Here is a 21771-nt window from a genome sequence, read left to right on the forward strand (position 1 = left end):
CTAAGCTCGTTTAAATTTATAGTAAAAGGTGCTGCCTTCATTATAAACGCTATCGACGCCGTATAAAATGTCATGCTTTTGGCAAATTTCGCTGACGATATTTAGTCCAAGACCAAAGCCACCTTGGATTTCATCCTCTCTGACGTATCTTTTCCAGACCCTTTTGACGTCCTTTATCCCCTTGCCAAAGTCCTGCACGCTAAGATTTATGCGATCTGCTTCAAGCTCTAAATTTACTATTATCTCGCTCTCTTTTGGGCTGTATTTTATGGCATTTGTGATGGTGTTATCGATGATGCGCTGAGCTTCGACCTTGCTTAGCATAGTAAATGCCTCGCTTGCTAAATTTGTCTTTACTATGATGTGCTTGACATCAGCCACGCTTGAGAGAAATTTCACTCGCTCTTTAACGTATTCGCCTAAATTTAGCCTCTCAAGTGGGAATTTGATGTAGCCTCGCTTTATGAAGTACTCGACATCTTCATAGGTTATCTGCATCTGTTTTAGGGCGTTTTTGATGCGGGTTATATACTTGTTTTCAAGTCCAAGCATCTCAAGGTTCATGCCAGCTACGCCAAGTGGGGTCTTTAGCTCGTGCATAGCGTCGTTAAAGAAGTTATTCATATACTTTTGAAACTCTTTGTAAGGCTTAACACTGCTTAGATATAAAAAATAGACGATAAAAAGCACTGCCACAAGGATGACAAGCAGCATGATAGCCGTTAAAAAGATGTTCTTTTTATTATCAAGCTCCTTTTCTACGACGATGTAGTAGGGGGTCTTATCTTTTATAAAAAAGCTCTTGTAAAAGAGATATCCGCCCTCTTCTAGCGTTACAAATTTAAAGCTGCTTGGCTCTTTGCTAAGGGTTGAGATGATTGGTTTAAAATTTACGTCGTAAATCGCAAATTTATACTTTAATGAGCTAGCTATATTTTCGTTTTTTAGAAATGAATTTTTGATGATAGTTTCATGCTTCATAGCACCAAAGAGAGCCTTTGAGCTGCTATTTTTCTGACTTAAATTTAAGATCACAAAGCTTTGAAAGCAAAAGAGCGACATTATGACAAATGTCGCTATGATCTGGATCTTAAAGCTCTTGTGCATCTATCTTGTAGCCTATGCGCCTCTTTGAGATGATAAAGTTATTGTTTGTCTTGTTTCTTATCTTTAAAACGTGCATCCTTATATCAGCGCCCTCGATCTCTTTGTCGTTCCAGACAAGATCTCTAAGCTCCTCCATGCTGACGTAAGAATTTAGATGTGAGACCAAACACTCGACCAAAGCGACCTCTTTTGCGCTAAGATCGACCATCTTGCCATCTTTAAGTAGCACACGCTTGTTTAGGTTGAAGCTAAACTGGTCATTTATCTTAACTATGTTTTTATCATCAGTGCCATAGTATTTTCTCATAAGCTCAGCAACTCTAAATTTAAGCTCAGCTAGCTCAAATGGCTTTTTTAGATACTCGTTACAGCCAAGCTCATAGCCAATCGCCATATCATCTATATCAACTAAAGATGTCGTTATCATGATAGGAGCGTTTGGATTTAGACTTCTTATATACTTGATGACTTCGTGACCATTTACTCCAGGCACTTTTATGTCGAGTATAAAAAGGTGATAGAAATTTTTCTCTATCAAGTCGCAAGCCTCTTGACCGTCGCTCACCGCTGTAACTTCATAACCAAGCGTCTGCAAAAACTCACAGACGCTCTCTTGAAACCCTAGATCATCTTCTAAAAGCAAAATCTTCAAAATGCTCTCCTAAAAAACAAACTTTAATAAGATTTTTATCTATTGTAATACTTAATAGGTAAATTTCAAATTAAAATTCTTTTTTAAGTATTAAATAAAAATTTGTCCTGCATAGACTATGTAATATCTTAGCAAAAAGACGCCACAAATGACTAAAATAGCGTTTAGCACGGCAAATTCGCGTTTGAAATCATGCACCTTTAAGACGCTTAAGTCTAAAATGATAGGCACAGCCATACCAAGACCTATGACGCCGATATAAAACATCAAGCCAAGAGAATTTGCACTAAGTGCGTTTGCTACGGCATCTGCGCTGCTTGCACTTGCACCTTTTACAACCATGAAAAGAGCGACTATCAGCAAAAACTCGGCTACGATCGCAAAAAAGTCAAATTTTAATAAAAAGTGTGCAGTTTGATTTTGCTCTCTTGTTTCATCTTTTAGCACTCCAATAAGCAGTGTAAATGCACCAGCACAGCTTAAGCCAGAGACTAAGAATAATAGTGGCAAAACTGGTGTGTTCCAAAGTGCGACCTTATGAGCTGCACTTAGCAAGAAGCCTGTATATGCACCAACGCCAATGCCTAAGATGAAAAGCAAAACTCCAATCAAACCTGAAAGCTTGCTAGCTAAATTTGCAAGCGCGTCAAAAAGAGAAATTTTAAGTGACACGATCTCATTTTTAAACGCACCAAGCGCGTATATAACGCTAAGAGGCGTATAAACTAGAAGCAGCGCAACGCCTATTGACATAACTGAGTCAAAGTTGTAAAGCAAGAGTATCCAGTAAAAGCTAAGTGGTTTGCCAAGATCAAGCACCAAAAGAGCAAGACCAAGGATGATCGCCACTGGAGCGATAAGAGCGGCTGCTTTAAAGTAGTAGTTATCCTTGCCAAATTTGTTTGAGATGAGCACAGCAACGATGCTAGCACCTGCACTAAGTCCTGCTAAAAATAGATAAAAAGCTATCGGCCAGCCCCAGTAAATTTCTGTGTATTGAGCTAGGCTTCCTGACATGTTATTCATGGTGTGCTCCTTTTGTATTTGCGATCATCGCAAGTGAAGGTTTTGTGTTTAACTCCGCTTTTGGCAAGTAGTATTTGCTCTCTTTTAGTTTCTTTGAAATTTTAGAATTTTCATCATTTACGTCGCCAAAAGTTAGGGCATTTGTAGGGCAGACGCTAACACATGCTGGCTCTTTGCCCTCTTCTAGCCTACTCTCATAGCAAAATGTGCATTTGCCTATCTCGCCATCTGGCAAGACGTAGCGAGCATCGTATGGACAGGCTAGGATGCAGTACTTGCAGCTAACGCAAATTCTGTGATCAAGCAGCGTCACGCCATCAGCCGTTTTAAAGCTAGCTCCAGTTGGGCAAACCTCAACACAAGGTGCGTCTTCGCACATAACGCAGCTTTGACGTAAAAAGTCAGTCTTTAAATTTGGAAATGTCCCACTCATCTTTGCATGCACCTGCAAACGGTAAAGTCCTCTTGGCACGTTGTTTGCACTTCTGCAAGCTACCGAGCAGCCTTGACAGCCGATGCATAAATTTTCATCATGTATCATCATATATTTTTTCATTTTATATCCTTACGCTTTACTTATGCTAACGCCAACATTTGTAACCATAGTCGCAGCCACCGGACCCTCAGCTGGATCAAGAAGCACGCTTGTGTTAAGTCCCACGTGATCTATGCTCTTAAGGCCTGGCGTGATGTGTCCAAAGCCGTGATAGATAAAGAGCGTATCTTCTCTAATGCCCTCAGTCACCATAAGCTTGCCCTTTTGCTCGCCAAATTTATTTTTGACCAAAACCATGTCACCGTCACGTAAATTTTGCTTTTTAGCGGTGTTTGGATTGATCCAGATAGGGCTATCGCTCATGAGGTCATTTAAAAATGGCACTGCTTGGGTGTGGCCGTTAGTATGGACAGGCGTTTTACCACAGGTTAAGCAAAGCTCGTGTCCGTCAAATGTGTCCATATCTTTGTCATTTAGCGCGCCATATCCTGCAAACTGCGCCTCAACGTCAGGTAAAAATAGCTCTATCTTGCCGCTTTTTGTTTTAAGCTTAGCCATATCGTCCATTAGCCCATTTTCTCCTACAAATTTAGCAGCGACTGGATATTTAGCGACAAATTTATCGATCATACCTTTTTCTCTAAACAAAATTCCCGGCTCATCCCACGTGATAAAGCCATCTTTTTCTAGCGCGGCAAGTAAATTTACATCTCCTCCAGCTTGTTGCATCCTAAACTCACGTATATCATTCCAAGTGTAAAGCTCATCTATCTTCATGCGGCGTGCTAGCTCCCTAAAGATAAACGCCCCGTCCTTCGTGTCGCCAACTGGATCAACGACTTTATTTCTTATCATATAAGCTGGTTTTAGACCTGACTTGTCCTCTATGCCCTCATCGCGCTCAAGGTAGCTGCTCTCAGGCAAGATGACATCAGCAAAGGTCGCCATATCGTTTAGATAGACATCGCTCACTACGATGAGCTCAAGCTTCTTCATCGCCTCTATGCTCTTCATCGTCTCAGCCACGTTTATGAGGTGGTTAAAGCGGATGTTAAACCAACCTTTTATGGCGTAAGGCTTTTCGTTTAAGATAGCGTTATCTATATCCATCAAAACGCCATGTTTTCTGCTTACAAATTTATGCGCTCCAGCCTCGCCAGCGAAGTCTAGTCTGGTAACTTTTGGCACTTTAAATTTCTCATCTGGGTTTTTAAGAACTGGGAATTTATCCTCGCCAACTAGCTTGTTAAAGGTTTTTGCGTTTTTGCCACCAAAAAGACCGCCCTTAACCTCCCAGTTGCCCATCATCGCATTTGCAACCATGATGGCTTTTGTCCTCATGTATTCAGCTCTTGTGGTAGTTGTCTTATGCCCAAAATCAAAAATAACTCTTGGAGCAGCTTTATAAATTTCATCAGCGATGCGTCTAACATCACTTGCTTTTATGCCAGTGATTGTCTCTTGCCATTCAGGCGTTTTGCCCTCTACGCTTTTAACGATCTCATCAAAGCCAGTTGTAAATTTTTCTATAAATTCTTTATCGTAAGTACCATTTTGTATCCATGTATTTATGATAGCTAGCACAAAAGCAAGGTCGGTGCCTGGTTTAACTGGTAGCCACTCATCAGCTTTTGCAGCTACAACGCTAAATCTTGGCTCAAGCACAAGTAGCTTTGTATCCTTGCTAGCTGCAAATTTAGCAAGCTTTTTGGCATCAGCTATGACGATACCCTCAAAGAGGTTGTGACCAAAATTTACAACATATTTTGCATTTGCAAAGTCTCTTTTTAGCTTAGCGATGCCATACATCTGCTCGCAGACCATTTGGTAGGTGATCGGACAGCATGAAAAGTGCGAAAAGCAGTTTGGCGAGCCATAAGCTGAGGCAAAATTTACCATTAGCTTGTGCGTTTGCGAGCTTTTACAGGTAAATATAAAGCTTTCAGGGCCATACTTTTGCTTGATATCAAGCATCTTTGAAGCAACATAGTCAAGCGCCTCGTCCCAGCTAACCTCGCGCCATTTATTTTCGCCTCTCTCGCCAGCTCTGATTAATGGCTTTTTGATCCTATTTTCATCATAGAGCTGACTTAAGCCTGAGCCACCCCTTGCACAAAGAGAGGTTGCTGTGCCACCAGCTTTTGGATTGCCACTTAAAAAGCGAACTTTGCCATCAACGACTTTTGCTTCGATAGGACACCTTGAAGAGCACATCTCACAAAAGCTATGAACGTGTTTTTCGCCTCCATTTGCAGCACCTTGCAAAGCACCACCTGATAGAGATGATGCAGCCGCGCTAACTCCTGCACTGAATTTTAAAAATTCTCTTCTATTTAAGCTCATCTTTCTCCCTTTAAAAGAAATTTTACTTTTGTTATTTTATTATTTAAAGTTAAAACTAAAATTAAATTTTATTTAATAATTTTTTTTAATTTTAATTTTTTATGATATATGAGATTAAATATCAAAATAGAGCAAATTTTAAAAATGATAAATTAAGAAGGATTAAATTTTAGTGCGATTTTTGTGTGATTTGTAAAAATAAAAAATTTAAAATTTAAAAAGAGATACTATTTAAGAATTTGATATAAAAATTGAAAATTTAAAGTGTATTAAAAAAGCCGAGAGAGATCTCGGCTTAAGTTTTATATAAGAACTGGAGCTACTATAAATCCAAGGATAACTGATAATGCAACCATTATAGTTCCTGGGATAAAGAATGAGTGGTTAAATACAAATTTACCAACTCTTGTAGTTCCTGTATCGTCCATCGCTATCGCACCTAGTGTTGTAGGATATGTTGGCAATACAAATAGACCAGAAACTGCAGCAAATGAAGCTACAAGGATCCAAATTTGACCTGAATTTTCAGGGCTAGTCATACCAAGAGCAGCAGCAACAGCAGGCATCATAACCTTTGTTGTAGCAGCTTGTGAGTATAGCAAGCAGCTTAAGAAATAAAGCGCAACAGCTAGTATAAATGGATACTGAGTAACGAAGTCTTTTGCAACCTCTTTGATAGCGTCAAGGTGTCCATTAACAAATGTTGTACCAAGCCATGCGATACCAACAACGCAGATGCACGCATTCATACCACTTTGGAAAGTACTAGTTGATAGAAGTTTGCCTGTCTCAACTTTGCAAGCTACTGCTATTGTAAAGCCGATAGTTAGCATAAAGCTAATGATAGCTGCATCTCTTGAAAGGATAGGTTTTTCTACTAAATTTAAGCTCTTTGAAATGCAAAGCGCATAACAAACAACAATCAAAACGCCAACTGCAAAGATCGCAACTGATCTTTTTGCGTATGGTTTTGGCTCGTGATACTCGACATCCTTAACCTCTGCAACCAAACCTTTTGCAAGTCTATCTTGATAGATAGGATCTTTTGAAAGGTCAAGATCGTAAAATTTATTGATAATAAACGCAGTGATAATCATCGCAACAAATGTAGTTGATATACAAATAAATAGCAACACTGGATAGCTAACACCTAGCTTCTCGCATAGACCACTCATAGCAACAAACGCAGCTGAGATAGGGCTTGCAGTGATCGCTACTTGAGAAGAGACAACTGAAAGCGCAAGCGGAGCTGAAGGTTTGATGTTTTGAGTTTTTGCAACCTCAACGATAACAGGGATCATAGAAAACGCAGTGTGTCCAGTACCTGCAAGGATAGTTAAAAAGTAAGTAACTATCGGAGCAAGAAAGTTGATCTGTTTTGGATTCTTGCGTAAAATTTTTGTTGCTACTTGAACTAAATAATCAAGTCCGCCCGCAACTTGCAAAGCTGTGATCGCTGAGATAACTGAAGCGATGATCAAGATGACATCCATAGGGATGTCTTTCATATCGACTTTCATACCAAGTAAAGCAAGTATCACAACGCCTAGACCACCTGCATAGCCAACGCCCATACCACCTAGTTTGACACCAAGATAGATGCCGCCAAATAGGACTATAATCTGTAAGATCAGCATTATATCCATCGAGAACTCCTTTATTAAATTTTATTACTAAAATCACCACTTAAGCGTGTCAGAATTCTGGCACGCTTTTAATAATACTTTGCTTAAATTTTTACTTAACCATGCTCGGATTTAGCATATTTTTAGGCTCTAAAATCTTATCGATCTCTTCTTTGCTTAGATAGCCTCTCTCTAGGCAGATATCGCCAACTGCTTTACCTGTTTGAAGAGCTTCTTTAGCGATGCTTGCTGATTTTTCGTAACCGATATATGGGTTAAATGCTGTTACGATACCAACTGAGCCAAGAACTGATTTTAAGCAAGCCTCAGGGTTTGCAGTAAGTTTTTTGATAGCTTTTTCAGCTAGTGTTTTCATAGCATTTTCAAGGATAAATATAGAGTTAAATAGCGCATAAGCGATGCCTGGCTCAAATGCATTTAGCTCGAATTCGCCTCTTTCAGAGCAAAGCATAATAGTTACGTCGTTGCCGATAACCTCATAGCACGCTTCACCTACAACCTCAGCGATAACTGGATTTACCTTACCTGGCATGATTGAGCTGCCTGGTTGCATTTGAGGTAAATTTATCTCACCAAGACCGCATCTTGGGCCTGAGTTCATTAGTCTTAAGTCATTTGCGATTTTTGAAAGTCTAACAGCTGCAGTTTTAAGCGCACCACTTACATGGACGAAGTCTGCAGTATCTTGTGTAGCTGCGATAAAGTCATCAGCCTTTTTAAAATCAACTCCAGTGATCTCTTTTAGTTTTTTAACAACTACATTTTTATACTCTGGGTGGCAGTTGATGCCTGTGCCTATCGCAGTTGCACCCATGTTTAGATGCGTCATTGACTCTCTAGCAGCTGTGATCTTTTCGATGTCACTTTTGATGTAGCTTGCAAATGCGTTAAAAGTGTTGCCAAGTGTTGTAGGGACGGCATCTTCAAGTTCTGTTCTACCCATTTTGATGATATCTTTAAATTCTTTTGCTTTTTTCTCAAGCTCATCTTTTAGTAAATTCATAGCAGCAAGTAAGTCAGTAAGTTTTGCATAAGTTGCTACTTTAATAGAGCTTGGATAAGTGTCATTTGTGCTTTGTCCAAGGTTTGTGTGATCATTTGGATGGATGTATTGATACTCGCCTTTTTTATGACCAAGGCTCTCAAGTGCGATGTTTGTAATAACCTCGTTTGAGTTCATATTTGTACTTGTTCCTGCTCCACCTTGAACCATATCAACGACAAATTGATCTAAAAATTCACCAGCTATTACTCTATCAGCAGCTTTTGCCAAAGCATCAGCTATCTTTGGATCTAAAACGCCAACCTCTTTATTTGCAAGCGCAGCAGCTTTTTTGATCTGTGCAAATGCCTTTACAAAGTATGGATACTCTTTTAATGTTCTGCCACTCATGTGGAAGTTTTCAGTAGCCCTAAATGTTTGGATACCATAGTAAAATTCGTCAGAAATTTCCAACTCGCCAATAAAATCATGTTCTTTTCTGGTTGCCATAACAGCTTCTCCTTAGTAAAAATTTGTTACCAAGTGAAATTATATAGGTATTTGAGATTTTAAATATTAATGACTACTTATTTTTTTTAAGTTTTAAGTTTTTGACTTGATATGGCGCTTTTTGAAACAAAACTATATTTCATATTTAAGCTAATTTTTAGGAATTTGCTTGTCTAAATTGTTATATTACTAATAATATCACTTTTTTATTATATAAAAAGGGTCAAATTAACTCAGATTTGTCCTACACTTTAAGTTTAAAAGCCATTTTTGAGAAAATTTAATATAAAATAAATATAAATTTACAAATTTTATAACAGCCAAGCTAAAATTTCATAGTTAAAAAATTTTTATAATAATATTTTGTTTAGCAGTAAGTAAGGTAAAAAATTAAATTTTATTAAATTTGCTATCATCTTTTAAAGCAGCTTCTAAAAAGGCAATCACAAGAATAATAATTGAATAAAAATTTATCATTTGTCCTTATTTATTTTAAATATAACTTAAACTAAGTTTTTATTAGTATATAAAAATCTTTATTTTATACATTAATATATCTTGCAAAAAATAAGTCAAAAAACCAAAACTATCTTAATGTAAATGCTATAGGAAAGCGAAGATAGCGTGCTTCTTTTGGTTTTGGAAATTCAGAGCTTGCTTTTTTGACATTTTCTAAAGCACCGTTGTCAAGCGACTCAAAGCCTGAACTCTTAGTAACCTTTAGCTCGTCTATGTTGCCATCTGTTTTAAGCAAAAATCTAACTTCAACAACGCCTTGATGCTTCATCCTCCTAGCGTTGTTTGGGTAGCTTTTATGCTTTTTCACAGCTGCTATGACCTTGCTAAAGTCCTCATCGCTTTGCGCGTTTGATAAATTTAACTCTTGGGCTACTTTTTGAGCTGGAGCTGAGGCGATAGACTTATTATTTGCTGGTAAATTTGTATTTACAGCAGGTGCTGGGGTCGCGACAGGAGCTGGCGCAGTGATAGCAGGCGTTGGCTCAGGTTTTGGCTCCACCTTTGGCTCGATTTTAGGCTCAGGGCGAGGTTCGGGCTTTGGCAGTGGCTTTTTCTCCACCTTTTTTGGCTCAGGTTTAGGCTTTTCTATCTTTTTTGGTTCTGGTTTTGGCAGTGGCTTTGGCTCGACCTTTAGTTCAGGCTTGGGCTCTGGTTTTGGTGGCTCTGGCGGTGGCGGAGGAGCTGGGGGTGTTGGCTCTGGTATCATCACTTGTTCGCTTATCTGCGGAGCCGAAGTTTGCGGCACTGGAGTAAAAGAATTTAGAGCTATTTTTATAGGTTTTTGCTCGCCTATCTTTATCTCACTAAAATTATGTGAAAGCAAGAAATAAGCCACTGCCACGTGCACTATTGCCGATACCGCTAGGCCGCTATAGTTTGAAATTTTACTCAGAGATTGTTTGGATTGCAAAGTTTTCGTGACCTTTTTCTTTTAAGATATCAATTACTTTGACAAAGCTGTCAAATTTAGCGTTTTTGTCGCTTTTTAGCTGCACTAAAGTCTTAGTATCAATGGCATTTAGCTTATCTTTCAGCTCATCTTCCGAAATTTCCGCGTCATCTATAAAAAATTTATTATCTTTATCGATAACGACACTCACTTTTTTCTCGTCCTCTTTTATCTGCTCTGTGCTGTTAGCACTTGGTAGATCGACTGCGATCTTGCCCTGAGCGATGAAGGTCGAGATGCTTAGCACGATGGCTAGCAAAACGAGCATGATATCGATAAATGGGACGATATTTAGCCCATCTTTTTTATTTAGACGCATTTTTGGCCTTGTATCTGTTTATCATGACATCGACTTTTCTAACAAAGCCGTTGTAGATCATAAGTGTTGGGATCGCCACAAGTAGGCCAAACGCGGTCGCTTTTAGCGCTAAAGATAGGCCAATCATGATACTTTTTGTATCAATGCCGCCAGCCATACCCATGTCATAAAATGTGATCATTATGCCAGCAACCGTGCCAAGAAGCCCGATATATGGGGCATTTGAGTAGATGATATAAAGTGTGGTTAAATTTTTTGTTAGCGCCTCATCGAGCTCTTCGATATTTTTGTAGCTATTTATATCGACGCGTGAGTAAAAAATGATACGCTCGATCGTATACCAAAGCACAAAAAAGCTCATAACGCCCAAAATACCGATGATTATATAGTCAATGTTGTGTTTTAAAAGTTCCATAATACCTCTTGTTTTTAAAATTTGAGCGTGATTATAACTATATTGATAGTTAATGTCAAATATATTGTAAAAATGTAATCTAAAAATATTTTATAAGAAAAGAAATTTAAAGAGAACAGATCTGAAAATTAGCGCAAATCTGCATTATTAATTATATAAATACGATAGATAAGCGCTAAATTTTATAACTTGATAATTGTTTTTAATATAAATATATGGCTAAATTTCTAGCTCTTTTACCACGCGTGCGTTTAGTGCCATTTGCATGTGGTGTAAAAATACATTTTGATAAAAATCTCCACTATGCCCTGGTGCGTCGTAGGTTTGCACCAAATTTGCAGGCACGATGATTTCTCTTTTTAAATTTTGCTCATTTGCGCTAAGTCTTAGGTGAGAGACAAGCTGATAGACGCACATATCGGTGCAGTCGCCCATGATGACAAAGCTGTCAAATTTACTTATAAATTTATTAAACTCCTGCGAATAAGCGATGCTAAGTGAGTTTTTATAAAAAATTTTCATCTCACTAAAAAAGTCTAAATTTCTTAGCTCATCAACTGCCTCTGCCTCATTTTGCCCTTTTAAAGCATGAGCTGGGAAGCTCGCAAACTCAGCTGAATTTGGCTCATGGGCATCCTGGATGAGGATGTAGTTTTTAAGGCCAAATTTATCCCTTGCTAGCTTAAAAGTCTCTGCTATGCCCTTTGAGAGCTCACCCACACGCTTGCTAGCTAGTGCGCCTTCACAACAAAAGCCATTTATCATATCAACGCTTATAAATGCCACTTTTTCGCTGCCATTTTTAAAAATTTCACTAAATTTAAGCGCTTTTAGGCCATTTTGCCACGCATTTAGCTCATCTAAAATTTCACTCATCACTTCTCCTTTATAGGTAAATTTATACAAAATGTCTTTGGCTCAAGGGTTATCTCTATGCTGCCCTTGTGCGCTTCTATTATCTGCAGACAAAGGTGCAGTCCCAGGCCATTGCCCTTTAGTTTGCTCGTCTTAAACGGCTCAAAGACTATGTTTTCATTTTTTATAGAGACACCGCTGTCATAGACTATAAATTTATGTTCATTTGGCGTCTTTTCGTAGCTTAGTCTCACCATACCTTCGTCGTTTTCGTCCTCTTCGATGGCGTCTATGGCGTTAAATAAAATGTTTTGAAAGACCATCGCGATGAGGTCAAAGTCGCCACAATAAAAGGCGTCAGGGAAATTTAGCTCAAAAGTTATATCTTTTGAATACTCATAAAATTTAAGCGCCTCCTCGCACTCGCTTTTGATATCTAAAAAGTTAAATTCCTTTGGCGTGATGCTAAGCCCTTTTGTAAAAAGAAGTGTGGCTTTGATGATGCGCTCAACTCGCCAAATTCCCTTTTGTATCTGCTCGACGATAGGCAAAATTTTTGGCTCAGCCCTTTTTAAAAGGGTGGAATTTAAAAGCGAGATAGAGCCTATGGGGTTTCTTATCTCGTGAGCCAGGTGCGCTGCTACTTGACCCATCGAGGCTAGGCGCTCGGTGCGTTTTTCCTGCGTTATGTCGGTAGCTGAGATGATCTTTTTGTCATCTTTGATCACCTTTTTGACTAGATAAATTTGTGAGCCAAAGTTTAGCTCGCCCTCATCTTTTGGGACGAAATTTAGCGCTTTGCCAAGCTTTTGTGCCTCGGAGTTTTGCAAGAAAATTTCATCATTTTCATCAAGTACCCAAATGGCATTTGGCAAAATTTCCACGATATCTTTTATAAAACCTTGCAAGCTCATATAAGAAGCGGTCAAATTTTTATACTCACGCTCTATCAGATAGGTCTGCTCTATCAGGCTTTTTAGGCCATTTTGTATATCGATATCACTCACAGCAACTCCTCATAATCTTTTATCTCGTAAAGCCTAAGCCGCTCATCTTTTAAGCCCAAAAGCTCGTTGCTAAAGCCACTTTTTGAAAAAAGCGCCACGATATCGGGCTTTATGCCTAGCCTTTCGCACTTGTGAAGCACTAAATTTAAGACATTTTTGCAAATTTTTCGCTCTTTGTATTTTGCTTCGCCGACTATTATCTTGCCATTTATGCTAAAAAGCATGTCTAACTCTATATTTTTGCTCCAAAATGAGCTTAACAAAATGCCATCAAGCCCGAGCTTTTTAGCCATTAGCTCGCCGCTTAAAAGCTCAAATCCAAGGCTCGCATACTCGTCAAATTCTCTTCTTATAAGCTCTAAAATTTCCTCACTCCTGCCCTCTTTTAAAAGGCTTAAATTTGGCTCGATAAATCTAAACCAAAACCTTGAAAAATGGCTATTAAAATGAATTTTATCCTCTATCTTATAAGCTCGCTCACTCTTTTTTAAAATTTGACGCTTGTTTTTTACTCGCGGCTTTTCTTGGCTCTTTTCAAGCACTAAAAAATCCTTGCTAAAAAGCTTTGCATAGACCCTATTTGTCATGCTTTGGGGCAAAATTTTATTTACGCTAAATTTCTTTCTGTCGCTTCTAGCAAGCTTAATGAGAGCCATTTTGATGGCCTCGTCGCTATCCTCGTCAAAGTAAAACCTAGCCATCAAATTTTTATAATCATCTAAAATTTCAGCCCTGATCGCCTCAAAAACATCGTAGTATGAGCCCTTTAATAAAAAGTCATCAAAAACAAGATGAAATTTTATAACTTCAGCAATACCAAGGTGCTTCATCCGCTCAAATGTCGATTTTATGGCTAAAATTTCGTATCCTTTGTGTGGCGGATTGTAGCATATTTTTAGAAAATTTTAATTATAATCACACAAAAACTAAAAGGCTAAAGTTGGTAAATTTAGAGCACATTAGAAGAGATATTATTTTAAAAAAAGGGATACATTACTTCGACTACACCGCCTCAGGACTTGCGTATAAACCCATCGAGGACGAGGTCGCTGATATCTTAAAAACCTACGCCAACACCCACTCGCTAACATCCTCAAACGCCTATAAAACGCAGCTTTTGTATGATAGCGCTAGAAGCGAGCTAAAGCGATTTTTAGGGCTTGATGATAGCTTTTATCTCATAGCCACAGGATACGGCGCCACTGGTGCGATCAAGAAATTTCAAGAGCTTTTGGGGCTTTATGTGCCTCCAGCTGCTAAAAGAAGGTTTGATCTAAAGCCAAACAACGACTCGCCGCTAGTCATTCTTGGACCATACGAGCACCACTCAAACGAGATCAGCTTTAAAGAGACACTTTGCGAGGTTGAGCGCATCAGGCTTGCAAAAGACGGCAGCATCGACCTATCTCACTTGGAGCAAATTTTAAAGATAAACGCAGGGCGCGAGATCATCGCTAGCTTTAGCGCAGCCTCAAACGTCACAGGCGTCATAAGCGACTACAAGCAAATTTATACGATGGTGAAGAAATTTGGCGGCATCGTGGCATTTGACGTGGCGAGCCTTAGTGCTTATGCAAATTTAGACTGCGACTACTTTGACGCGCTCTTTATCTCGCCGCACAAGCTTCTTGGCGGAGTTGGCAGTTGTGGGCTACTGGCAATCAAAAAAGTGCTAGCAAATGACGATGTGCCAAGCTTTGCAGGCGGTGGCACGGTAAGCTATGTGAGCAAAAACTACCATATATTTTTAAAGGATCAAGAGGCACTTGAAGAGGCTGGCACACCGCCTATTTTGGGGCTTATACGGGCAAATTTGGCTTACAAGCTAAGAGAAGAGGTAGGACTTGCTACCATTTACGAAAACGAGAGCGAGCTTAGTGAATACTTTTGTCAAAGACTAAGGGAAATCCCAGAGCTAGTTAGCTACTGCCCGGCAAATTTAAAGCGCCTTGCCATTTTTTCATTTAATGTAAAAAACGTAGCTCCATACGAGCTTTCAAAAATTTTAAGCAAAGAGTATGGCATACAAACACGTGCTGGCTGTTCGTGCGCAGGCTCATACGGACACGACCTTTTGGGGCTAAAAGAGGATCCAAATTTCACGCATAAGCCAGGCTGGGTGAGGGTTAGCCTGCACTATACGCATACCTTTGAAGATATTGATTATTTGGTGAGTGCGATCAAGAAAAGTATCGAGAAATACGCACTTTCATGGCAGGTCAAAGACCCTTTTGACGTAAAAGAGATAAGTGGGTGTGTGGGTGAATAAAAAAAATGTTTTGATAGTTGCGGGAAGCGACAGCATCGGCGGTGCAGGCGTTCAGGCGGATATAAAAAGTTGCGAGGCATTTGGCTGCTTTAGCGCAAGCGTCATCACGGCCGTGACCGCGCAAAATACAAATGGCGTTAGCAGCGTGCTTGCGATGCCAGCAAGTATGGTGAAAGCGCAGTTTGAGATGGTGCTAGCCGAGCTTGATATAGACGCTGTGAAGGTTGGCATGCTCTTTAACGAGGAGATAATAGCCGTTGTAAGCGCGTTTTTAAAGGGGTTAAGAGCTAAAAATGTGCCAGTTGTGATTGATCCTGTTTGTGTGGCAAAGTCAGGGGCAAAACTGCTTGAAGACGCAGCGATCGAAGCGCTAAAAGAGCTTTTAAAGCTCGCAAGCGTCGCCACGCCAAATGTAGATGAGGCTAGGATTTTGGGTATTAATTTTACAAATTTGCCTTGCGATATGGTGCTAAAGCGAACGAAGGTCGATGAAATTTGCGAGGATACACTCTATCTAAAAAATGGGGGCGTCATGAAATTTAGCGAGGAGCTTTTTGAACCAAAGGTGATGCACGGCGCAGGATGTAGCTTCTCAAGCTCGCTAGCGGCCATTTTAGCGCAGCAAAGCGATCTAATAAGCGCCATAAAAATGGCTAAAAAATTTGTGGCAAATGGGATAAAAAATGCTCATAAAAGTAAATTTGGTGCAAGACTTATAGATCATAAAGCAGGGCTTAATGGCTGAAATTTACGCTATTAGCGATGACTTGCTAATGCCTGAAAATTTGGCTTTGGAGTACACGAGAGAAATTTTGGAGTGCGGGGTTAAATTTTTTCAGTTTAGGTCAAAAAAAGTGGTCAAAAATGAAAGGCTCGCAAGCGAAATTTTAAATTTATGTGAGAAATTTAGAGCGAAATTTATCGTAAATGACGATGTCAAATTTGCTAAAAAGATAGGTGCAAAGGCCGTTCATCTAGGCAAAGAGGACGAGGGTATAAAAGAGGCGTTTGAGATTTTGGGCAAAGACGCATATGTTGGCGTTAGTTGCTATGGCGATATAAGCTTAGCCATAAATGCCGCTAAAAATGGGGCTAGCTACATTGCTTTTGGCTCAGTTTTCGCAAGCCTTACAAAGCCAAATGCCCCAAAATGTGGCCTTGAAGTGGTTAGAGAAGCAAAGCAAATTTTAAACCTGCCAGTTTGCGTGATAGGTGGCATAAATGAGATAAATATCGGCTCGCTCTCTCACGTAAAACCTGATCTCATCGCCGTCATCTCAGCGATCTACAAAGATGGTAACATCAAAGAAAACATCAAAAATTTACAAAAAATAATTGATCTAAATTTCTAAATCTAAGCTGTTTTTGCAAAATTTGTTTTGAATTATGATAAAACAAATTTTCAAATTCAATCAAGCTGTGTTTGCAAATTTTAAAACTTTCACTATTAGTAAGAATTGACCGCTAAAACTATTTTAATAAATTATATTTATGTAATTTCTTTTAATAAAATCATAATAATTTAAACTTTAGTTTGGTACTATTTTGTAAAATTTACAAAAAGGTAAAATGATGAAAAAGGCTCTATTTCTAGGATTTAGCGCACTTTTATTATTAGTGGGCTGCAAGGAAAGCAATATAGGCATTGTTAAAAACTATATTTTAAAAGATAACAAATCAATAACAATAGGCTCAGCGATAGATAGCTTTAAGGGCTGTACAAGCACCCAGTGGCAAGACATTAGCAGCGACGATAAAAAAGTGGTTAAAGTAAGCTGCGTGGTAGGGAAAAATGTACTTGAAGATGAGTTTGAAAGAAAAAATAGCGGCTACATAAAAGCTCTAAATAATGCCAAGGCTGCTCAGCAAAAAAGAGTTGATAACAGCCTTGAGCTAGCACTTGATAGCGCAAATAGCATATTAAAAAGTGGTAAAAGCATAGATAAAGAGACTATTTTATCCACCGCAAACAAGCACTGTAAATTTGATCCAGCAAAAGAAAGCGCTGGCTACCTAGCCTCTGTTAGCTGCGACCTTGAGTTTAAAAACGAGCTTGCTCAAAATTTAGATATCAAACAAAAATGGGTCTTTGACAACGTCGTAGCCCAAAGCAAATATGCCGCCTACTACTCGCAAAAAGAGCCAGAAGTGATCTATTTTGGTGAAAATGCTAAGAAGGTAAATGAGAGAGTTATTGAGCTTACTTTCACGATAAATAGCGATAAAAGTGTGAGCATCTCAAAGGTCACAAAGATAGATGATGGCGATACGAAAGATATAAACCGCGGTTTGGTTGCGATGTTTTACGCAAGATAAATTTTGCTACTAAAACAAATATCTTTAAGTTTAAAAGTATTACATTTTAAAAGCATGCTCTAGTTCATTCAAATAAGAGCAAATTCGCTATTTTGCAAGCTATAGCTGTATTTTACTTGTAATCAAAACTCGGTGCTTTTTTGATACTATTTTTTGTATCTGTGCGAAGTTTTTTTATATCTTTTTGCTTGAGCGCCATCCTCATTTTTTGATACCTTCATAAGTAAAAATTTAATAAAATCCTAAAATATCAATAAAAAGAGTCTTTATGGATGAGTTTTTAAAACAGGCTTGGCGTGCAAATAAAATTTATACAAATGCTGCTGCTAGCGTGCCATTTTACCCAGATCTGCTAGCTCTTCTTTTAGTATGCGACGAGAAAAATTTAGATCAGTTTATGGCACTTGATGAGTTTAGACATATCTTAAAAAAGCTTCACATCGGCCTTGATATTTTTAGCATACAAAGTGCGCAGCTTGCGACTCTTAAAGCGCTAAACGAGGCTAAAATTTCAAGCGATGAGATAGTAAAATATCTAGAAATATTGCGCGACGAAAAGATCATAGATGAAGAGAAATTTGGCTTTTTAGAAAAGATTATAAGCAAAAACAAAGGGACTAATGAGGCTAAAATTTCTCATGCCAAGCCAAAAGATCACTTCCATAAAAACCTAGACTTTTTAAACGAGATAAACGAAAAAGCAAGCTTACTTGATAATGAAAAAACATTTTTAGAGGCGCTTGTGGCAGCCAAAAAAAGATCAAACGAAACGCTTTTTAACATAGCTGCAAGTGGCGTCATAAACTCTGGCAAATCAACCCTTTTAAACGCCCTTTTAAACAAATCCGTCCTTGGCGCTTCAAACGTGCCAGAAACGATAAATTTAACCATTTTAAAATACTCCAAAGATAGCTTTGCGAGGGTAAATTTTTACAGCATTGATGAGCTTTTAGCACTTGGCGTACCAAGCAAAAATTTACCAAGCAAAAGCGTAGATATCGGCATAGACGAGATAAAAAACTACACATCTTCAAGCTCAAAAACAGCAAATCTTGTAAAAAGTGTCGAACTTTATGACGACTTGGAGCTTTTAAAGGACAACGTCTGCATCATAGACACACCAGGCATTGATGATGCGGTGGTTTTAAGAGAGCAGATCACTACAAATTTTATGAAAAAGTGCGACCTCTTAGCTCACCTCATGAACGCCTCACAAAGTGCCACGCAAAAAGACGCGCTCTTTTTGAAAAAATGCCTTGAAAACTCGCATATCGTAAGGCTTGCCGTGGTGCTAACTCACGCTGATGAGCTAAGTGCCAAAGAGCTAAACGAGACGCTAAACTACACTAAAAAAGCGATCGGCGAGCAGATAAATGGTGTGGAGATTGATTATTTTGCACTTAGTGCAAAAAGCTACTTAGAAGGTGCTGCAAATAGCGGCGTAGAGGAGTTTAAAGACTATCTTTACGAGGTGCTTTTTGGCAAAAATTCTAAAAAATCAGCCCTTATCTTAAGCTCGTATCAAAAGGAGCTAAAAAATATCCTAAATAGCAAGCTTGAAGCCACTAAGGCTGAAATTTTGTCGCTCAAAGCTTATGAAGTGGAGCTTAAAAAGCTTCAAAATGAGCAGGCAAACGTTAAAAACGCACTTAGTGAAAATTTCTCTAAACTTGAGAGCCTAACTCAAAATGAGCTTGCAAAGCTTGAAAGTAGCAACACCAAAAATATCTATAAAATGGGGCTTGAGAAGCTTTTGCAAAATCTAAATGACAAGGTAAAAAGTGAGATAGCTTACTGCAAAAGTAAAAAGCAAAGCTTAAATTTAGAGCGACTAGAGCAAATAGCAAAAACGACGCTTCGTGATGGTGTGATGGCACTTATGAGAGAGGCTAGAAACGAAACTTTGGTGCAAACAAAGGCTTGCGAGCAAAACATCGCTTTAAATTTTGATGATTATGTGATGAGTGAAGACGAGGTTTTTAACATCAATGACTTTTTAGAGCAAATGGGCGTAAAGCTTGAATTTAAGGAGCTTTTAGCTGCATTTAGAGCTAAAATTTCAAATGATGCAAGTGAAGCACTTTTAGGCTTAAAAGAGGGCTTACTTAAAGATAAAAATATCTCTCAATTTTGTGAAATTTTAACTGATCATGAAAAAAATCGCCTTTTAAATCTCATAAAAACCTATGAAACCGCTCAAAAAGCCACGCTTGATAAGAGGCTAAAAGAGCTAGATCGTGAGCTAGAAAAGCTTAGCTCGCAAAATCAAAACTCACTTTTAAAACTAAAAGAGCAAAATGCCCTGCAAGATGAAATTTGCTCGCTTTTAGGGGAGCTAGAAAATGTTTAACGAGTTTATAAATGCCTATAAGGCGAGATATTTTAAGGTTTTTACAAGCGACTTTAAAGGCGAGCTAGCAAGGCTAGTAAATGAGCTAAATGATCCAAGCCTGCACGCAAGCGATGAGATAAAAGAGAGCCTAAATTTACTAATCGACACTCTAAATGAGCCGCCTCTTATCGCTGTTATAGGGCAGTTTTCAAGTGGCAAATCAACATTTTTAAACGCTTTGCTTGGACAAAACATCTTGCCATCAGGTCTAACACCTGTCACGGCAAAAGCTGTGCGGCTAAAATTTGCAAAGATGCCACTTCTTAGCGTGAAATTTGCAAACGGCAGCGAGAGCTTGCTAGCCAGCAGCGAGCTTGCCCAGCTAAACGCCATGAGCGAGCAGATAAAAAGCATGACACTTTATGCACCAAATGAAATTTTAAAAGAGGTAAATTTCATCGACACGCCAGGGCTAAACTCGCTAAGAGATGCCGACACAAAAGAGACCAAAAACACGCTAAAAAAGGTCTGCGGCGCGATCTGGCTAAGCCTTGCAAATAACGCAGCAAAGGCTAGCGAACTTGAAAGTGTAGAAGAAATTTTAAGGACAAACGACCTAAAAGCGCTTTGTTTCATCAACCAAAAGGATAAGCTAAGCAAGGACGAGCTTGAAAGCTTGCTAAAGCATGCTAGGCAAACTTATGGTGAGCTTTTTGAAGATATCATCGCCATCTCATCAAAGCAGGCGCTTCTTGGCATCGCAAATGAAAACAAGAGCGAGCTAGAAAGCTCAAATTTTGCTAAAGCGCTAAGTGCGGTAAAAGAGGCGTTTTTAAACGCGAACTTTAAAGAAAATTTTATAAAAGCAAGGGCGAAAAAGATAGTAAATTTTTTAATAGCTGAGCAAGAAAATCGCCTCAAAGTTTATAACGCAGCTGGTGAAATTTTAGATAAATTTAACGGCACACTTGAAGAAAAACTAGAAGCGATAAAAGAGGAGTTTAAGCCTAAAATCGCCCTGCGATATAGCGATATGAGCGAGGCTATAAAGCTTGCAAGCGATGAAGTTTTTAAGCTACTTAAGCCATTTTCTAGGACAAAATTTAACCCATCAAAGACGCTTTTAAACAAAGAAATTTATAAGTGCGAAAATTTTGAGATGATAAGCCTTGACACAGACGAAGTCTTTTCAAAGCTCATCTATGAAGATATCGTCTTTTCTAAATTTTTTAAACGCTACAAAAGAGATCTAAAAGAGCTTGAAAACGAGATCATATCGGCTTTTGATGAGCTTTATAAAAGCTTAGAAGATGAGCTTTTTATTTACAAATCTCGCTACGAGAGTTTTAATCCATTTGATGAGTTTGCCTCAAACTATGAGACAAAATCTATAAACACCTACGCCGGCAGAACTTATGAGAACTTCTTAAGAGAGTATGAAAATGCCAAATTTAAGGCGACGCAAAAGATATCGCTCTTTTTTGAAAAGCTTGACGTAAAGGTCGCATCAAACTACGAAAATGCGCTTAAGCTTGCGGTTTATTTTCTAAAGCAAAAGATAGAAAACTCGCTAAATTCGCACCTGCAAATGGGCACACCACTTTACATCCCGAGCGCAAAAGAGGTTTTTGATCGCATGCTAAATGCCTTTAGTTTATACGAATTTGACGATCTTATGTGCTCAAATAACTCTTTTTTAAATAAAACTTTGCTTGACATAAAGGCTGAATTTAATGAAATTTACACCCAAAAAATAGCGATGCTTGAACGCCTAAAAGCAAAACCAAAAGAACAAATTTTAAAGCTAGAAAAACTGCAAGAGAGTTCGGTGATATTAAATTAACCGCGCTAAGTGACTGTCTATTAAATTTTAAAATTTCATGAACGAGTAATTTCGGCTCTAAAATTTGAGCTAAGCTGCAAGTGAAGACAAATTTTAGTAGTCAATTCTTGTAAGTGAGTGAGATTTTAAAATTTGCTTTGAGATGTAAATTTATCAAAAGGGGACAAGGGGACTTGAACTTTGCT

Annotated in this window: 19 protein-coding genes; 6 read left to right on the forward strand and 13 right to left on the reverse strand. The window is 38.6% G+C overall.

The window, feature by feature from the left end; genetic code table 11:
- From MTT09_RS08075 to MTT09_RS08135, 13 genes are all read right to left on the reverse strand, one after another.
- Positions 1-1107, reverse strand: coding sequence for a sensor histidine kinase (locus tag MTT09_RS08075; RefSeq protein ID WP_429803457.1), 1107 nt, complete (start codon positions 1105-1107; stop codon positions 1-3).
- Entirely contained in the window at positions 1091-1759 is a 669-nt protein-coding gene (locus MTT09_RS08080; RefSeq protein ID WP_004317516.1) for a response regulator transcription factor, read from the reverse strand. The genes MTT09_RS08075 and MTT09_RS08080 overlap by 17 nt, the downstream gene beginning before the upstream one ends.
- A 90-nt stretch (positions 1760-1849) precedes the next feature.
- Complete coding sequence (nrfD, locus tag MTT09_RS08085) at positions 1850-2785, reverse strand: NrfD/PsrC family molybdoenzyme membrane anchor subunit (RefSeq protein WP_429803458.1); 936 nt, start codon at positions 2783-2785, stop codon at positions 1850-1852.
- On the reverse strand, positions 2778-3341 hold the full coding sequence (locus MTT09_RS08090; protein WP_012140133.1) for a 4Fe-4S dicluster domain-containing protein: 564 nt from the start codon (positions 3339-3341) through the stop codon (positions 2778-2780). The genes nrfD and MTT09_RS08090 overlap by 8 nt, the downstream gene beginning before the upstream one ends.
- A 9-nt stretch (positions 3342-3350) precedes the next feature.
- Positions 3351-5624 (reverse strand): thiosulfate reductase PhsA, encoded by a 2274-nt coding sequence (gene phsA / locus MTT09_RS08095; RefSeq protein WP_429803459.1) that lies wholly within the window; start codon positions 5622-5624, stop codon positions 3351-3353.
- A 302-nt stretch (positions 5625-5926) separates the two neighbouring features.
- Positions 5927-7270, reverse strand: a complete 1344-nt coding sequence (locus MTT09_RS08100) for an anaerobic C4-dicarboxylate transporter (protein ID WP_021090082.1) — start codon at positions 7268-7270, stop codon at positions 5927-5929.
- A 91-nt stretch (positions 7271-7361) separates the two neighbouring features.
- Complete coding sequence (locus tag MTT09_RS08105) at positions 7362-8762, reverse strand: aspartate ammonia-lyase (protein WP_149713727.1); 1401 nt, start codon at positions 8760-8762, stop codon at positions 7362-7364.
- A 586-nt stretch (positions 8763-9348) separates the two neighbouring features.
- Entirely contained in the window at positions 9349-10104 is a 756-nt protein-coding gene (locus tag MTT09_RS08110) for an energy transducer TonB (RefSeq protein ID WP_429803460.1), read from the reverse strand.
- Between the two features lie 61 nt (positions 10105-10165).
- Positions 10166-10549 (reverse strand): TonB system transport protein ExbD, encoded by a 384-nt coding sequence (exbD, locus tag MTT09_RS08115; RefSeq protein WP_429803461.1) that lies wholly within the window; start codon positions 10547-10549, stop codon positions 10166-10168.
- Positions 10536-10964: a TonB-system energizer ExbB gene (exbB, locus tag MTT09_RS08120; protein ID WP_103573494.1), complete on the reverse strand. Its 429-nt coding sequence runs from the start codon at positions 10962-10964 to the stop codon at positions 10536-10538. The genes exbD and exbB overlap by 14 nt, the downstream gene beginning before the upstream one ends.
- Before the next feature lie 219 nt (positions 10965-11183).
- Entirely contained in the window at positions 11184-11840 is a 657-nt protein-coding gene (locus MTT09_RS08125; protein WP_429803462.1) for a cysteine hydrolase family protein, read from the reverse strand.
- On the reverse strand, positions 11840-12826 hold the full coding sequence (locus MTT09_RS08130; protein WP_429803463.1) for a sensor histidine kinase: 987 nt from the start codon (positions 12824-12826) through the stop codon (positions 11840-11842). The genes MTT09_RS08125 and MTT09_RS08130 overlap by 1 nt, the downstream gene beginning before the upstream one ends.
- Entirely contained in the window at positions 12823-13656 is an 834-nt protein-coding gene (locus MTT09_RS08135; RefSeq protein ID WP_021088030.1) for a DUF234 domain-containing protein, read from the reverse strand. The genes MTT09_RS08130 and MTT09_RS08135 overlap by 4 nt, the downstream gene beginning before the upstream one ends.
- Positions 13657-13766: 110 nt before the next feature.
- Here MTT09_RS08135 and MTT09_RS08140 point away from each other — a divergent pair, with 110 nt between their 5' ends.
- The 6 genes from MTT09_RS08140 to MTT09_RS08165 all read left to right on the forward strand — a co-directional run bounded on the left by MTT09_RS08140 (position 13767) and on the right by MTT09_RS08165 (position 21586).
- Positions 13767-15095, forward strand: coding sequence for an aminotransferase class V-fold PLP-dependent enzyme (locus MTT09_RS08140; protein WP_429803464.1), 1329 nt, complete (start codon positions 13767-13769; stop codon positions 15093-15095).
- Positions 15088-15840, forward strand: a complete 753-nt coding sequence (thiD, locus tag MTT09_RS08145; protein WP_429803465.1) for a bifunctional hydroxymethylpyrimidine kinase/phosphomethylpyrimidine kinase — start codon at positions 15088-15090, stop codon at positions 15838-15840. The genes MTT09_RS08140 and thiD overlap by 8 nt, the downstream gene beginning before the upstream one ends.
- A complete protein-coding gene (gene thiE, locus MTT09_RS08150; protein WP_429803466.1) occupies positions 15833-16447 on the forward strand; it encodes a thiamine phosphate synthase in 615 nt (204 codons plus the stop codon). The genes thiD and thiE overlap by 8 nt, the downstream gene beginning before the upstream one ends.
- Before the next feature lie 220 nt (positions 16448-16667).
- Positions 16668-17411 carry a hypothetical protein gene (locus MTT09_RS08155; protein WP_429803467.1) on the forward strand — a complete coding sequence of 248 codons (744 nt, stop codon included), beginning with the start codon at positions 16668-16670 and terminating at the stop codon, positions 17409-17411.
- Between the two features lie 268 nt (positions 17412-17679).
- On the forward strand, positions 17680-19761 hold the full coding sequence (locus MTT09_RS08160) for a dynamin family protein (protein ID WP_429803468.1): 2082 nt from the start codon (positions 17680-17682) through the stop codon (positions 19759-19761).
- Positions 19754-21586 (forward strand): dynamin family protein, encoded by a 1833-nt coding sequence (locus MTT09_RS08165; protein WP_429803469.1) that lies wholly within the window; start codon positions 19754-19756, stop codon positions 21584-21586. Before MTT09_RS08160 ends, MTT09_RS08165 begins: the two co-directional genes overlap by 8 nt.
- The last annotated feature ends 185 nt before the right edge of the window (positions 21587-21771 follow it).

Origin of the sequence: Campylobacter concisus (assembly GCF_050447505.1) — a bacterium.
GTDB lineage: Bacteria > Campylobacterota > Campylobacteria > Campylobacterales > Campylobacteraceae > Campylobacter_A > Campylobacter_A concisus_BP.